Here is a 15,370-nt window from a genome sequence, read left to right on the forward strand (position 1 = left end):
GTGGGGCGGGGCTCAGGGGTACGGATGGCCGGTGCGGCGGGCCGGCTGTCCTGGCCGGTGCTGAGGACGGAACCGGCGATGCGGTGACCGGACGGGAACGACGCTCACGGCGTCGACCGGGTCAAGGTAGACGGGCTCGCGGCGTCTGCACTTTTCGTCCCCCTCGTACTGAACGTCACCCATACGGCCTGCGCATAGCACCCTACATCCGTACCCCCATCGCCCCCGTGCCGTATACCCTCACGCACCGTCCGTGCGACCGCCCCCGTCCCGCCGTAAGCACTACGGCCGCCATCGCCCCGACCGGTAGGCATCCAGCAGTTGCCGGCTCGCGACCGTGAAGGGATGTTCGGGGCCCAGGCCGCGTTCCCGCCGTTCGACGACGTCGCTCATCAGCGCGATCCCCTCGTCCACCTGTCCGAGCGCGGCCCGGGTCCGGGAGAGGAGTTGCCGGGCGGCGAGCACGATCGGGTACTCGGGCCCGAAGCGCCGCACATACGTCTCGGCGACCCGCCGGATCTCCCGGTCGGCCTCGTCGAAGCGGCCCAGGAGGTAAAGCGCCCACGCGTGGTTGTGTCGGGCGCCCAGTGTCACGGTGTGGTCGGGGCCGAGGGACCGATCGCATTCCGACGGCAGCGCGAGCAGTGTGCCGCCTTCCTCGGTGACCACTTCGGCGGCCGGCAGCATCTCCAGCAGGCTGGCGCGGGCCCGCAGGGTCAGCGGATGCGCGGGGCCCAGCGCCGATCGCCGCCCGGCGACGCATTCGCGCAGCAGGGCGACGGATTCCTCGCGTCTGCCGAGGTTCGCCAGCACGAGCTGGAGGCCGTAGCCGCTGTCCGTGGTGTCGGGGTCGTCGGCGCCGAACAGGCGCTCCTGGGTGTCCCGGACCGCGCGGAGCGCCGCTTCGGCTTCGGCGTACCTGCCCAGCCGGAACAGCGCCCGCCCTGCCCTGGAGCGGGCGGCGAGGACGGTACGGTGCTCCGCGCCGAGGAGTCGCTCTGCGAGGTCCGCCGCGCTTCGGGCGGTCTCCCAGGCGGAGAGGTAGTCACCGGTCCGGTGCAGGGCGACCGACAGCCGCGTCGTGACGGCCAGGGCGTCGGCGGCGGACGGTCCGCCGATGTGCGTCAGCAGGGCCAGCGCGTGCGGTACCAGCAGGCGCAGTCGCGGATCGTGCGGACCCGCGTCGGGTACGCCGGGCACGGCCGCGTCGAGCAGCCGGACGGCTGTCGTGTCGAGGGCGGGCACCAGGTGCGCCGGGGTGGCTGCCGAGACGCTGTCGAGCAGGATCCCGTGACTCTGTACGCAGCGCGTGCCGGCGGCGTCGACCAGTTCGGACAGGGACTGGTCGAGGAGGGCTCTGAGGGCTGTCTCGGTTCGGGCACGAGGCAGTACGGCGCCGATGCCGGCGTGGTTGAGCAGAGGCAGCGGCAGCGGCTCGGCGGCGAACCGGGCCAGCAGTCTGAGCAGGGCCACCGCTTCCGGAAGTCCGCGCGCCTCGAAAGCGTCGAGGGTCAGCTGCCAGGTCAGGCCGACCAGATGCCGGGGGTCCGCTTCGGACAGCGCGTCGGCTCCCCGGTCGATCAGCCGGACCCGTTCGTCTCCGTCGAGCTGGTCCCCGTAGGCGTCCATCGTCCAGGGGTCGATGACCTGGTGGGAGAGGAAGCCGCCCGCCAGGGTGAGGGCGAGGGGCAGCCGCCCGAGCCGGTCCGCGACCCGCGCCGCCTGCTCCGTCGTACCGCTGTGCGGGGCGAGATCGCGCAGTACGAGCGCGGCGTCCTCTCGGGGCAGTACGCCGATGTACTGCAGCTCGGCGCCCGGCCACCACCGGGCCGCCGCGCGCCGTGTGGTCACCAGGACGGTGCCGCGCGGGCTGGTGCGCAGCCAGTTGCCGTCCCGCAGGATCTCGGGCTCGTCGGTGTTGTCCAGGACCAGTAACCAGGGTTCGGCGGAACGGTCGAGATACGTCCAGACGAGATCGGCGGCAGGTCTGAGGCCGTTGCGTGCGGCGAGCAGTTCGCCGTCGCCCGCCCCTCGGTCGGCGGCGACGGCGAGCATGCCGGCGCGCAGGCTCGCATGGTCGGAGGCGTTGACCCACAGGCCCACCCGGCCCTGTTCTCCGGTGACCTCCTGGAACAGGGCGCAGGCGACCGCCGTCTTGCCCGAGCCGCCCATGCCGTACAGCACGTAGACCTGGCCGCCGCGCCCCTCCTCGACGCTCGCCCGCAGGCGTTCCATCACCTCGCTGCGGTCGCGCAGCGCGACGGGGGGCCGGCCGACCGCCGGGCGTCGCACCGAGTCCGGTCCGCCGTGCTCCGGCCCGTCACCGCCGTAGTGGTGGTGTTCGCTGATGTGCTGGTCGCCCCGCGACTGGTAGACACGTCCGTGGTCCTCGGCGTGGCCGTCCGTCCCGCCCGTCATCGCTCTGCGATGTGCTGGTCACGTCCCGCTTGGTAGACCCGGGCCTGACCGGACGCGGTGGCGTGCTGGGTGATCTGCCGGGCAGCCGAGCCACCGGGATCGAGTTGGTCCAGCAGTGCGCGCAGTTCCTCGACGGCGGCGGGCCGGGCGACGAGCAGCCGCCGCACCAACCCCTGCCACTGGAGGCGCAGTTCGTCCAGGGTCTCCTGGTCGTCCGCAGCCAGGGCGGCCAGCACGTCCTCACGGCCGGCCTCCAACTCGGCGGCGACGGACTCGGCGCGCTCGGGTTGCGTCCGGCGCCAGAGCTGTGTGATCCCGTCACGCACACGGTGCCAGGCATCGGTCGCCATCAACGTGACCAAGGTGGCCCCCGCGCTCTGTGCGAGCACGGTCACTTCTGGGTCCACAGCCGCCCCTCCGTTCACCCGATTATCCGACAGCACAGATGGGAAGTGTCACCTGTCAGGCATCGGCGTGATTTTCTTTCCGATCATTATCATTCCAGCCCCGAGCGACACGAGACAAGGAGGAATCAATCCTCGCCATTACCCCTTCGGACTGGTTCTAACACATGGTCAGACGGGTAAGTTGCACGCTACAGTGAGACATCCCGATCGATCGAGGGGGCGATGGGAATGGCCAGGCCATGGGAAGCAGATCCGGACACAGGTTTCAAACAGCGCCTGGGAAAAACTCCCCAGGAGCTCGGAAACACAACCGGCACTCCTGACTGCCCGGACATCTGGGAACTCACCAACGGTGACATCGCTGTCATCGGCCGAGACCTGACCCAGTCTCTTGGCAGGAACCTCCCCGACGGGGTCTCGATCGGGTCGGACGAGCGCCTCGTGGTCATCCCCAGGAACATGCTCATCGCAGCGAAGCCGGACATCCCAAATGTTTGACTCCTTCCGCAGCGGCACCTCCGAACGCCTGGACCGCCCCGCCTACCACGCGGACTTAGGCCGGGTCTACTCCAGCGGGATCGGCTTCCTCAACAAGCTCGAGCGCGGCCAGCACTTCAAGGAGCGCGGCTTCCCCAGCTGGGAGGCCTTCGCCGACGGCGACTGGGAGAGGGCCCTGTCCCTGGCCGACGAGAGGCGCGAGGACTACGCCCAGGAACTCCGCCAGGCGTCGCGACTGGGCGTCACGCAGCGCCGCCTTCGCGTCGTGGAATTCCCGATCACACCTTATGTGCAATGGGAGTTGTTCGTCCTGCGCGTACGCGTGGACGTGGGCGACGACATCAAGGTCCTCGACGCTCGCGATATTTCGCACATCGAGCGGACTCGCCCAGTTCCAGAGGTGGTAATTCTCGGCGATGTAGCCATGTATGAGGTCGTTTACGACCAGGACGGAAATGCGGCCGGAGCCAACCGTTACACCGACCGCTCACTGATCCGGGAAACGAACGCCGGATTCGATGAGCTCTATGAGCGCGGTGAGGGATTCCACGATTTCTTCAACCGAGAGATCGTCACCCTGGCCCCGCCCCGGGTGTCCGGTGCTCCGACGGGCATTCGCGGTTCGCGGTGATCAGCGGGGCGGGATGACGAGCGAGCCCTCATGCCAACAGATCACCGCGCCCGGCGATGACGAGAACGCTCGCCGCATCGGCCGCCCCTTCGGGGGGTGAGGAGTGCGCTCGCGCTGTCAAGACTGGGGTTCCTCCAGCTTGATGGCAGCGTCGTCTGCGCCGTGCTGGTCGGCGTGTGCCGTGGCGAAAGCCTCGTCGTCTTCCACGACTTCGCCGTCCACGACTTCTCCATCCATCACTCGGTTTGACGCTTCCGCCAGCGGCAGGCTGGAGAGGTGCTTCTTGAGCCTCTTGGCCATCGGAAGGTAGGTCGCAAGAGTGAGCCCGCCGGAGACGACGGCCCCGACAAGAGGGATGGCCTTCGAGACGGCCTTCGCGAAGGACTGCTTCGTCATCTGGACGCCGAGGTAAGCCGCGACCTTTTTCACCATCGGGTAGACGACACCCTGGGTGAGTGCCTTCTGGGGCAACTTCTTGGCGACCTGCTTCGACATCATCCCAGCGACCTTCCCCACAGCGGCGTTCGCCGACTGGGTGCCGAACATCACGCCAAAGAAGAGCGTGAGCACCCCCATGGTCGCGTCATCGACGTCATCGCCGTCGTCGGAGAACAGATCGGGCCAGCTGTAGAGGTAGGCGAGTTTCTGCGCGATACGCACCATGTGGCCGAAGTACTGGGCCACATCGGCGGGCACGGTGGCGGGAAGGGCGAGCACGCCGGGGATCCCGGCAGCGGCGGAGAGAGCGCTGACCTTGCCGGTTTCGAAGCGGATGGAGTCATTGGCCACCTTGTCGAGAACCTCAACAGAGATGCCCGCCGCGGCAGGGGTCTCTTCTATCGCTCTCCGGATGTCGTCCTCGGAGCAGTGACGAGCCAGCGCACTTCGGAGGTACGTCTCCCGGTTGATACGCACACCGGGAAGCTTTGCTGCCGCCAGCAGTACCGCGGAGAAGCGCGACTCGGGGTTCTCGATGCCTTTGCCCTGTTTCATAGCAGGAACTTACAGTAGCTCCGCGCCTCAAGGGCCTGACTTGGTATGCCCAGTTGTGGCCTCCTGATGTGGGTGTCGGTGGCGTGTGGGCTGGGTCCATCACGATGTAGGTCGTCACCCGAGAAGGCGACCGCCGTCGCGAACCGCGCGTCGCTGGGCGGACGTTGATCGCCGTGGCAGCCAGCGCTGGCGCGGCACCCGGCGAGCAGGGCGGGAGGACTGCTGAAGGTGCTGCGCGGGCGGACATACGCAGGGCCCTCGGCAAGCACGTGCCCACCGGAAGGCCCTGCCATCGGCGCCATCCCTGTCAGAGTGCCGCGAACTCGACGAACGCGGTCCACGCCGTGGGTTCTACGGCGAGTGTGGCGCGGGTTGTGTCCTTCGAGTCGCGGACGTGGACCCTGCCGGGGGAGGCGGCGACCTCGACGCATTCGCCACCTTCCTCACTGCTATAGCTGCTCCTGCACCATGCCAACTGGTCTATGGATGGCTGATCTACGTGCGGTTTCATGGCTCTCCCAACAACTTCTCTACGTACGCCAATGATTCACGAGGAGTCAGGGCCTGCGCCCGGATGATTCCATACTTGACCTCCAGCGCCCGGACTCGCTCCCGCTCCGTTTGCAGGCGGCTCACGTTCTGTACCTCGGCGTACGCGATCCTCCGCCCTTCCTTCGTCTCGATCAAGGTGAAGGGACCAGCCATACCGGCGTTCTCCTCACGGTCGAGCGGCATCACTTGGATCTCGACGTTCCGCCGCTCTCCCGTCAGAAGGATGTGCTCGAGCTGGCCACGCAGGACTCCTCGTCCTCCGATCGGACGCCTCAACACGGCCTCATCGATGACAAAGCTGGCGAGCGGCGCATCACGGCTGGACAAGATCCCCTGCCGGGCCAAGCGCGCGGACACACGCTGTTCGATCAGCTCGTCAGCCATGGGCGGTCGCATCATCATGAAGATGGCCCGCGCATACTCCTCCGTCTGCAAGAGCCCGGGCACCGCCTGGTTCGCGTACACATGCAGTTCGACGGCCTCCGCCTCCAACCGCGCTGCATCCCGGAAGAACGCGGGATACTGAGCCCGAGCCACCTCCTCCTTGCTCGCGCTCAACACCCCACCCGCCCCGAGCACTTCATCCGCCTGGCCGATGAACTTCGACGGCGGAATACGTCGTCCCTGCTCGAACGACGCGATCGTCGAGGCCGAGTACCCGGTCAGCGACCCGAACTGCGCGCGGTCCATCCCCGCTCGCTCCCGGAACAGCTTCATCTGTCGGCCGAATACGCACAGCATGCCCGTCCCGAACTCGTTCTCCGGCTGCTGAACCTCGTCGTCCACGCCGCAGCTCCTCCCGTACGATCATCACGGTCACCGGACACCGCCCACCCAACGCGCGGCCCCGCAACCAGTCACGCCCAACACCGCGTACAAGCTCACCGCCCACGCGTACAGCCCGCACCCGTCAGCGCATCACTCCTGTTCAACGCTACTCAGAGTTCGCAACCGTTGACCGCATGAAGTCACCAACTCCCCCGAACGGGCATATGCCACAGCACCCTGCACCGGAACGCGAGTTCACCATGCGGTTCACCTCAACCCCACGCGGCGCTCGCCTCGCCCGCCGACTCGTCTCGCACCGCCTGAACGACTGGGGCCACCCCTACACGACCCCGGTCAACGAGACGCTCACCCTCATCACGGCCGAACTCACCGCCAACGCCGTACGCCACGGCCATGTCCCTGGTCGGGACTTCCACGTCCAACTCACCCTGGCCGAGGACACCTTCCGCATCGAGGTGACCGACAGCCGCGCCGAGAAGCAGCCCCGGTCCACTCCCCCGACCCCCGGCTCCGCATCCGAGTCCGGCCGCGGCCTCCACCTCGTCGCTGCCCTCGCCGACGACTGGGGCGTCACCCCTCGCCCGGCCGCCCCCGGCAAAACGGTATGGGCCAAGCTGGGCCTACCGACCAGCGGCCACCCGCGCCGGCAGCCGGTGGCCCCTCGTCCGGCAGACTCGGCATCGGCGTACGGGCACGACACCGAGTCGTTTCCGGCTACTTCTTCATAGCGGCGCGACGGCCTCGGGTTGCGGCCGGGGGCTGCCAGTTACGGAGATCGTCGTCCGTGAGTCCGTGCTCGCCCTGCTTCTGCTGTCGGTAACCGGCGAAGAAGTCCGCTGGGGAGCCGCTGTAGAGCATGTCGAAGTCGTTGTGCCACTGGTACAGCCACGGCTGGAGTTCCAGCAGGCCGGCGAGGAACGGCGTGATCTCCTCGGTGGACAGCGCGGTGTTGGTGAAGTACGTGGCGAGGGCCTGCGCCTGCTCGCGGTGGTTCCAGCCAGCCCAGCCATACAGCTCGGGGGTGGCGGCGTTGGTCTGCCCGTACGAGATGAACCGCTCCTTGGGCACGTCGAGCTTGCCGCGCGCCCTCCAGTAGGAGGGGCGGAGGAAGTCGGCCGAGGTGTATTTCGGCGGTACGGGGATGGAGTCCCGGATCTTCCGCTTGGCGGGCTCGTCGGGCGCGGCGTCCTCCTTGCGCTGGAGGTCCCACACCTCTTCCCAGTCCGCGCGCTTCTTGAGACCCGAGGGCTTGTAGCGCAGGGCGGAGAGGAACGGCACGTGCTCGTCGGTGATCAGCTCGGCGACGACCTTGGCGAGTTCCTTGCGGGGTGCGTGAAGCTTGGCGACGGAGACGAAGTCCTCGTCGCGGGAGAGAGCGTCGGCGAGGCGGGCCAGGGTCAGGATGGTGGGCTGACCGTTCTCGTCGAACCAGTGGTCGCGGCTTTCCATACGGTCGAGCAGCCAGGAGCGCAGGGCCTTCTCCTGCAGTGCGTCCCAGCCTTCAGTAGCCCAGCGGCGCTTGTACTCGGGTCGCTCAACCATGCCGATGGCACGGTTCGACTCGATGGCGTCGATCCGCTTCTGGACGATCTCGCGGTAGGGGGCGGGCCAATGGGCGGGGAGCTGGGTGATGGGAGTGGAGTTGTGCCGCTTGAACCACTCGTCGCTGGCCTCACCGGCGGCGACACGACGGGCAAGGACGATCTCGAAGGCACGCTCACCGAGGGCGAGTTCGGGGATGTTGGGATCGTCAGGGTCCTCGGAGACGCGAAGGTCTTCGGAGTGGAGGTTGTAGAGGGAGTAGACCTGCCAGTCCAGCTCCTCTTGGAGGGCGATCATTCGGGCTCGCGTTGATTCCCAAGCAAAGCGGGCATCATGCAAGGTCGAAGGGGTAAGAGTCTGCCCGTCTGCGATTTCTTTAGGGGCCACGGAGGCGAGACTCTGGACGTGCCGGTCAATACGCTCAGGATACGCATCCGGATACGCGACGGGTAGAGGAAACTTCTCCAATTTACTGCCCGAGAACTCGAAGAAGCTCTCCCAAGCAAAACGACCCGTCCCCCGCTCGCCACCACGGTTACCCTTATCATGGTTCACTTGCTTCAGCCAAAATGCAGCCGTGGAGCTGTTCAACAAACCAACCAAGCGCAAATAATCGCGTTCAACGAGCTCAGGCTTCAACTTGATCACTGGCGCGGATCGATTGAATAGAAAACCTGAGCGGTCAAGGGCAAAGTGGTTATGACTCGCCACGAAGGCGAACGACACGCCTAGAGTGCTCCCCAGCTTACTGCTGTAGTTCTCTAGATGCACATACCAAGGGCGACCATTTTCAGACAATGACTTACCAAAAATCTTTCGACGCCCCAAACGCGTTCGATCCCGCCACAACAGTCGTTCGACCACTACGTTTGATTCAGACGCGAGCTCAGTTTGCGCCAAATCAACATATGGGTTCGCCACTAGTAGACTGCCGATAATCTGGTAATCGCGAACAGCATCTCCCGCGACAAGGGCTCGCACACTGGCCGCGTAGCCGTACCGCTTGGCAGTCGCCAAATCAGGGATGAAGAAAGCATCATCAGCACCAGTAGAGGTCGTCCGCCCAATACTTGAGGTCAGATCTTTGAGACTACCTACCGAAGCACCTTCGATCTGTTCAACCATCTCCAGTCCGCCATCCGAGAGAATCCATGGTTGAGACCCGAAATAGCGGACACGATCAAGGTCGTCTACAGATACCCACTTGCCGGTCGAGCCGGGAGTATCGATTTGATCCACAATTGCACGCCATACGTAACCGTCTTCCCCCCTCTCTGGCATACCCGGTTCACCCTGGACGCTCCTGACGGTCCGGACGGTTTTAGTACGACGAGAGCTGGAGTTAGGCTTGCCGACAAGGATTACCGTTGGCGTACCATGACCAGGAATGTAGGCACCAGAGGTGTCGATCACTTCCAGCAACTCAACCCGGTGACGGAAATAATCCTGAATCAGCCTTGATCCAAATTCCCGCTTCATGAATGAGTTTGCCGTAATCTGACCCACCATACCGTAGCCGGTGCCGTCGAGATTTCCTTTTTTAGCGAGCTCGAAGAATCGCTGCGCAAATGGCACCGACATCGCATAATTTCCGGCACAAGCATCGTATAGTTCCCGATAAAGCGCATTAAGGCTTGAATCTGAAACTTGGATGTACGGAGGATTCCCCACTACCACATGATATCGTCCCTGCTGAAGAATTTCTGGATGCTCATGCACGTCCTCTGTGGTGTATTCGAAACTGGCGAGGGGGTCGCTAGACCCGTCCTGGTCAAGACCCAAGGTAAGTTCAAGTTGTCGAGCTTTGATAAGCGAATCTCCAACAGCCAAGTTCACCGGCCACTCGTACTTAGCCGACTCCCCGAGCGTCCGCGCACCACTGGCCGCCATAGCCGCAACCAGCAGCCGGAACCGAGCAATAGCTACAGCGAACGGGTTGATGTCCACCCCGTGCACTGAGTCCAGCGCTTCCCGCACTCGCTCATGCACATCCCGCCCCGGCTGCTCCTCACCCCACAGCCGGACCAGCCGCCGGAACGTGCCAAGCACGAAGTGACCCGACCCGCACGTGGGGTCAATCATCTTCAGGCCCTCGTAGCCGAACTCCCGCACCGCGGGGTTCATAGTGCGGTCGAGGATGAACTCCTCCACAAACTCCGGCGTCTGGAGTAGCGCGTACGTCTCCCGCGCGGCTTCGCTCAAGTCCTGGTACAGGTCCCCCAGGAACCGCGTGTCCCACCCCTCCGTGCCGTCCTCGTTCAGCGGGTCGGTGAAGTCGTGGACGAGGACGCCCGCCTCATCCCTCCCCCGCCAGAACTCGACCAGCTCCCGCGCACCGTCATGCGACAGCGGAACCTGGTACAGCGGGTTGTGCCGCTTATCGAAAAGCAGCCGCCCCGCCTGCCCCTGCCCCAGTTCCTCGAACGCCTTCTCCAGCCACCCCCGGTACGTCGGGTCATCGTCCGACTCCACATACGCGTCGTACCGGGACTCCGCCAGCTCCCGCCGGTCACCGTCCGGCCCCGTCAGGTACGGCTCCGGGATCAGCCGGTTGTCCTCGCAGAACCGTACGAACACAGTCCCCAGCACCCACGCCACCGCGACCTGCGTGACCCGCTCGTCCAGCCACGAGGTCCACGTCGCCGCCGTACGCCCCAGCTTGCGCGCCTGGTCGTACTCGGCCCTCAGCCGTGCACCGACATCCCCCAGCGCCTTCACCTGTCGCCCGAGGTCAGCCTCGACCGCCTTGACCTGCTGCTTCAGGTCGTCCAACAGAGCCTTGCCGTCGATCACTTGACGTCTCCCTCGACACCACTGGCACTAGCCACAACCTCGCCGGACCCCCGATGGGCGTTACCCACCCACGTGTCCGGAAGCTGAATCCACTCCCCCAGGCCGGCCTGGTACGGCACCGCCACCTGCCCCAGCCGGGGCTCGCGCGAGGGGTCGCTCTGCGGGACCAGGAGCCACAGCCCCCGCCCGCCCCGCCGGGCCGCCGACGCAAGCCGGTCCAGGACGCCCATCGCGTCGTAGCGCGCGAACACCCCGGCCTCCGTCAGCAGCACAGGACCGACAGGACCGGACCCGCCACCGCCACCGTTGCCCAGCAGCTCCGCGATCCGGGGCTCCACCGCGCCCCACGCCGTCCGCGTGAACTCCGCGAACCGCACCGCGCCCTTCGAGCCCGGCTCGGCGGCGTCCGCCTTGAGCAGGGTCTCCCAGGTGGGCTTGGTGCCCGGCGTGACCTGCGCGTGCAGGGCCTCCAGGAACAGCTCCGTCACCGACACCGCTTCCGTGCCCAGCCGCTCGGCGCCCAGCTCCCGCACCGCGTCCCGCACCAACTGCTGCCGTACGGTCAGCACCCGGTACCCGTCCCGGCGAGCCGACGCGAGTAGCCGTTCCTCCGCGCGCACCGCGCCCGCGAGCTGCGGGTCGTCGGCGTACCGCGTCACCGCACCCGTACGCGTGGACTGCCGCCACGCACCCGTCGTGAGGTAGCTGGACGCGTCGTCGACCCGCGTCGGCAAGTAGCGCAGCACGCCCTCGCGTTCGTGCATGCTGAGCGACAGTTCGAAGCCGGCGTCGCGCAACGCCTTGGTCAGCGGGCCACCCGTCGGCAGTTCGTGGTGCGTGCCGCCACGCCCGTCAGGAACGACCATCTCCGGGAAGCGAGCCCGGACCCGCTCGTGCACGGCCTCGCCGGTCAGGCCTGGCTGCTGTCCCTCCGGCATGCCCGGGATCCAGCGGACGAGCCCGGCCTGGGTGAGCCGCAGCGCCCGGACGAGCGACAGGTCGCGCGGGTAGATCTCCAGGCGCGGAGTGGCGGCGGCGTTCACGGATGCCGCCGCCGCCAGCTCCACCATGCGCCGCTCGTCCCAGTTCACCGCGCCTGGCGGCACCGTCAGCGCGCCCAGCTCGGCCAGCACAGTCGCGGCCGTCGGCAGGGTGTCCAGCTTGGCCAGCCGGTCGGCCGTACGGCCGAGACGGGTCGCGTACTCCAGCAGGCCCGGCGCAGTCGGGGTATCCGGACCGTCGTTCTCCCGTACGTCGAGCGCGAGCAGGCCGGCGCCCAGGGACTCGTCCGTCGCCTTGCGGTTGGGCTGGTGCTGGAACTCGGCCTCCTGCGGCACCAGTTGCTCCACCTCGACCACGGCCCGCACGGCCGCCAGCGCCATCGCCCGCCGCTGCTCACGCCCCGCGAGATGCGTGCCGCGCCGGACCGCCAAGGCGTCCGCGATCTCCACCGCCGAGGCGACCCGCCCCATGCTCACGAGCAGGTCGATGATCTCCTCGCGCAGTGCCTGGACCGCGGGTTCCGCCTTCCAACGCTTGCGCTCCTCCTTGAGCATCTGCGGGATGCGGCCGTGGCTCAGGGCGAGCGCGTCGGCGACGTCCTTCTGCTTCGGCCAGACGCCGATGTCCGGCAGCACGCCGTGCTCGTCGGGCAGGCGCAGCAACAGCCGTACCATCTCCGCCTTGTTGCGGTTGGAGCCGTTGTTGTTGACGGCGGGTACGAAGATGGTGGCGAGGGTGTCGAGGCTGACGGAGCGCAGTGTGCGGGCGGGCAGCGCGCCCGCCGACTCGCCCGTTGCGAGGTGGCCCACCAAGGCCGACTCGGCGGCCGTGAGCTGGTCCAGCTCCTCCTTGGCCTCCGCGCGGCCCTTCGGTGTGAGAGGCGAGACGGGGATCTCGCGCAGCCGTTCGCCCCACTCGCGCTGCCGTTGCTGGACCTCGTTGCGGGTCTTGGCGCCCAGGCCGGGGGCGTTGACGAGCTTGCGGCGGCTGTAGTCGAGCAGTTCGCCGACCGTCGTGATGCCCAGGCCGTACAGGAAGGACTGCGCGGCGAGCGTGAGGCCGGAAACGGTCAGTGAGGTGTCGCGGGTGACCGCGGCGGCGAGGCGGTCGCGCTGCTGCTCGGCGCTCTCGGGCTCGGCGTCCGCGATCACCGCGGCGGTGCCCTCGGCGGGCAGCCCTTCCCCCGTGGTCGTAGGCGCGGGGGCCGGGGAGCGGGTGCGGTGGCCGGACGGGACGGTCTGGGAGGCGTCGAGGAAGACCTTGCGCCAGGCGTCCCGCATCGGCTTCAGCTCGGGGTACCGCTTGGCCGCGTCGCGGTGCAGGGCCTTCTGGAAGAAGGCGACGAGACCGTCCCGTACGGCCGGGTCGAAGGCCTCGGCCGCGATGGTCGGGTACGGCCATTCCTTCGCGTCGGTCATGCGGGGCGGGAGGCTGCCGTCGCCCCACTTGGGCAGCTCGCCGGAGGCCATCTGGTGCAGGGTGACGGCGACGGCGTACCGCTCGGCGTGCGAGTCGTACGAGCCGCGGGTGATGACGTCGACGAAGGGGTCGAGGTAGCCGTCGGTGCCCGCGTCGGTGTTCTTGGCCGGGTAGCCGGCGAGGGAGAAGTCGATGAGGACGAGTTCGCGGGTGCGGTTGGGGCGGATGCGGATGGCGATGTTGTCCGGCTTGATGTCGCGGTGCCAGACGCCCTCGCCCTCCAGGAAGTCGACGGCGCCGAAGAGGTAGTCGCCGTACGCCTCCAACTGGTCGACCTGGAGGCGGCCGTTCTCGCGGAGCTGGCGGGCGACGGTCTCCTCACGGCGGCGCGGGCGGGACCCGGCCTCGGTGCCCTGCCCGTTGTCGTCGCGCTCGTCACCGACGTACTCCAGCGCCAGGACCGTACGGCCGGCGATGTGCAGCGGCTCCGGTTCGACGAGGCGGATGATGCCTGAGTGGGGGCGCAGGCGGCCCATGGCGTCGGCCTCGCGGGCCAGGATCTCGCCGCGGTTGTCGGAGAGGGCGACCTTCAGCACGGCCAGCGGGCGGGTCCTGCGGGCCTCGGCCTCAAGGTCGCGGACGAGGAAGGCGCGGCTGGTGGAGCCGGTGCCGAGGCGGCGTCGGATCTCCCACCGGCTGGCGAACACGTCACCGGCGACGGCCTCCAGCGGGTCCTTGTCGACGGGCGTCGTGTCCTCGTCGCTCGGCCCCTCCGCACCGGTGGCTGTCGTGGCCGGGGCGGTCAGGGAGTCCTCGACGACCTCGAGCAGCTCCAGGAACTCGTCCACGCTGGAGAGGCGTTGACCCGGACGGTAGGCGGTGGCGGCCTGCACCAGGTCGTCGACGTCCTCCGACAGGCCGTCCACCAGGGAGCTGGGGCGCAGGCCCTCGCCCGCCTCCAGGCGGGCCAGCAGCTCGGCCTGGCTGGCGGCCGGGGCCTTGCCGGTGACCAGCAGGTACGTGAGGACGCCGAGCCCGTACACGTCGAGGTAGACCGGGTCGGGGTTGAGCGCGGTGAGCTCGGGGGCGAGGTAGGCGTCGGCGTCGTCGGCCAGGTGCATCGCGGACAGGGCGGTCGGCGCGAAGCGGGTCATGCCCTGGCCCTGGGAGGAGTCGCCGCTGCGCTGGGTGGCGATCTGCCAGTCGGAGATCTGCAGCTGCGGGGTGAGCCAGGCGGTCTCCTCCCCCACGGCCCGGCCCTTACCGCCGCGCGGCCGGGGGACGACGAGCACGGAGCGGGCGGCGAGCGCCCGGTGGTGGATGCGGCTGGAGTGCGCGGAGCGCATGGTCTCGGCGAGCTGGCGGACCAGCGCCATCCGGCCGAGGATGTCCAGCTTCTCGCCGTACTGGACCAGGTACTCGTCGAGCTTCAGGGTGGCCGGGTGGTAGTCGAAGATCAGCGCCGGGCCGGCGGCGTGCCCGGAGGGGAAGTACTGCTTGAGTTCGACCGCGCCCGGGTGCTTGAAGCGGCCCAGCACCGCGGCCTCGCGCCGGGCGGCGTTCTCCACGGACTGGCGCAGGGAGGCGTCGGAGCCGCGCTCGCTGAGGTAGATGCGGACGCGGGCGGCCTCGGGGAGGTCGCTGTGGCGGGCGAGGTAGTCCGCCCAGGTGGGCCCGGAGTCGAAGGACTTCCGCTCCAGCTCGTACGGGCCGACCTTGTACTGCGCGTCGCTCTTGCGGATGCCGATGTTCTTGAGGGCCGCCTCGATCTCGCGTGAGCCGATCGCCGTGATGCGGCGCCGCTCGTCGCGCGGGGGCTGCCCCAGCATCTCGACCAGCTGGTGGACGGTGTAGACGCCGTTCTGGTCGTGAGCGGGCAGCCGTACGCGAAGGCTGCTGTCCGTGAAGCAGACGGCCTCGGCGACCCAGACCCGCTTGCTCCCGGGCAGCGCGAGCAGGCCGGCCAGTTCCTTGGCCTTGCGGTTGACCAGGTGCAGCGGGTTGCCGTGCGTACGGCGACGACCGCCGGGCGTGGTCTGGACCCAGGTGCCGTTCTCCGAGGTCACCGAGCCGTGCCAGTCCTTCAGCTCGACCATGCAGACGCCGCCGGGGGCGACGACCAGCAGGTCCACCTCGCGGACGTGGCCGGTGTTCGCGGTGAAGGTGAAGTTCGACCAGGCACGCCAGGGGTCGGAGTCCGGCAGCTTCTCCCGGATCGCCTCCAGGCCGCGGCGTTCATGATCGAACTCGGACTCGGTGACCGTGACCCACCGGCCTTCCCGCATGCCTGTTCCCCACTCCTCGTGTCCCACAAGGGCGACCGTTC

10 protein-coding genes are annotated in these 15,370 nt (G+C 67.8%); 3 read left to right on the top strand and 7 right to left on the bottom strand.

Annotated elements, in window-relative coordinates; all coding sequences use genetic code 11:
- Nucleotides 1-282: 282 nt before the first annotated feature.
- Together FBY22_RS32845 and FBY22_RS32850 are read right to left on the bottom strand one after the other, a co-directional pair.
- Nucleotides 283-2,418 (bottom strand): tetratricopeptide repeat protein, encoded by a 2,136-nt coding sequence (locus FBY22_RS32845; RefSeq protein ID WP_142151611.1) that lies wholly within the window; start codon nucleotides 2,416-2,418, stop codon nucleotides 283-285.
- Nucleotides 2,415-2,825 carry a hypothetical protein gene (locus FBY22_RS32850; protein ID WP_142151612.1) on the bottom strand — a complete coding sequence of 137 codons (411 nt, stop codon included), beginning with the start codon at nucleotides 2,823-2,825 and terminating at the stop codon, nucleotides 2,415-2,417. The genes FBY22_RS32845 and FBY22_RS32850 overlap by 4 nt, the downstream gene beginning before the upstream one ends.
- A gap of 228 nt (nucleotides 2,826-3,053) precedes the next feature.
- On the opposite strand from FBY22_RS32850, the gene FBY22_RS32855 reads away from it, so the two are divergent.
- The gene (locus tag FBY22_RS32855) at nucleotides 3,054-3,323 is read left to right on the top strand and encodes a hypothetical protein (protein ID WP_142152595.1); all 270 of its coding nucleotides are present in this window, start codon (nucleotides 3,054-3,056) and stop codon (nucleotides 3,321-3,323) included.
- Nucleotides 3,316-3,954, top strand: coding sequence for a DUF6879 family protein (locus tag FBY22_RS32860; protein ID WP_142151613.1), 639 nt, complete (start codon nucleotides 3,316-3,318; stop codon nucleotides 3,952-3,954). Before FBY22_RS32855 ends, FBY22_RS32860 begins: the two co-directional genes overlap by 8 nt.
- Nucleotides 3,955-4,071: 117 nt before the next feature.
- Here the strand turns inward: FBY22_RS32860 and FBY22_RS32865 are convergent, their stop codons facing one another.
- The 3 genes from FBY22_RS32865 to FBY22_RS32875 form a co-directional block, all read right to left on the bottom strand.
- A complete protein-coding gene (locus FBY22_RS32865) occupies nucleotides 4,072-4,947 on the bottom strand; it encodes a hypothetical protein (RefSeq protein ID WP_142151614.1) in 876 nt (291 codons plus the stop codon).
- A gap of 307 nt (nucleotides 4,948-5,254) precedes the next feature.
- Nucleotides 5,255-5,458: a DUF397 domain-containing protein gene (locus FBY22_RS32870; RefSeq protein ID WP_142151615.1), complete on the bottom strand. Its 204-nt coding sequence runs from the start codon at nucleotides 5,456-5,458 to the stop codon at nucleotides 5,255-5,257.
- A complete protein-coding gene (locus FBY22_RS32875) occupies nucleotides 5,455-6,285 on the bottom strand; it encodes a helix-turn-helix transcriptional regulator (protein ID WP_142151616.1) in 831 nt (276 codons plus the stop codon). The genes FBY22_RS32870 and FBY22_RS32875 overlap by 4 nt, the downstream gene beginning before the upstream one ends.
- Before the next feature lie 242 nt (nucleotides 6,286-6,527).
- Between FBY22_RS32875 and FBY22_RS32880 the strand changes: the two genes are divergently transcribed.
- Entirely contained in the window at nucleotides 6,528-7,016 is a 489-nt protein-coding gene (locus FBY22_RS32880) for an ATP-binding protein (RefSeq protein ID WP_174267317.1), read from the top strand.
- Here the strand turns inward: FBY22_RS32880 and pglX are convergent.
- Nucleotides 7,003-10,623: a BREX-2 system adenine-specific DNA-methyltransferase PglX gene (gene pglX / locus FBY22_RS32885; RefSeq protein WP_142151618.1), complete on the bottom strand. Its 3,621-nt coding sequence runs from the start codon at nucleotides 10,621-10,623 to the stop codon at nucleotides 7,003-7,005. The two genes, FBY22_RS32880 and pglX, sit on opposite strands and share 14 nt — an antisense overlap.
- Entirely contained in the window at nucleotides 10,620-15,329 is a 4,710-nt protein-coding gene (pglW, locus tag FBY22_RS32890; RefSeq protein WP_142151619.1) for a BREX system serine/threonine kinase PglW, read from the bottom strand. Before pglW ends, pglX begins: the two co-directional genes overlap by 4 nt.
- Between the last annotated feature and the right edge of the window lie 41 nt (nucleotides 15,330-15,370).

This window comes from Streptomyces sp. SLBN-31 (assembly GCF_006715395.1).
GTDB lineage: Bacteria > Actinomycetota > Actinomycetes > Streptomycetales > Streptomycetaceae > Streptomyces.

Coding starts and splice junctions, on each gene's coding strand:
- FBY22_RS32870 (WP_142151615.1), bottom strand. CDS start 5,458: ATGAAACCGCACGTAGATCAGCCATCCATAGACCAGTTGGCATGGTGC.
- FBY22_RS32855 (WP_142152595.1), top strand. CDS start 3,054: ATGGCCAGGCCATGGGAAGCAGATCCGGACACAGGTTTCAAACAGCGC.
- FBY22_RS32860 (WP_142151613.1), top strand. CDS start 3,316: ATGTTTGACTCCTTCCGCAGCGGCACCTCCGAACGCCTGGACCGCCCC.
- pglW (WP_142151619.1), bottom strand. CDS start 15,329: ATGCGGGAAGGCCGGTGGGTCACGGTCACCGAGTCCGAGTTCGATCAT.
- FBY22_RS32845 (WP_142151611.1), bottom strand. CDS start 2,418: ATGACGGGCGGGACGGACGGCCACGCCGAGGACCACGGACGTGTCTAC.
- FBY22_RS32865 (WP_142151614.1), bottom strand. CDS start 4,947: ATGAAACAGGGCAAAGGCATCGAGAACCCCGAGTCGCGCTTCTCCGCG.
- FBY22_RS32880 (WP_174267317.1), top strand. CDS start 6,528: ATGCGGTTCACCTCAACCCCACGCGGCGCTCGCCTCGCCCGCCGACTC.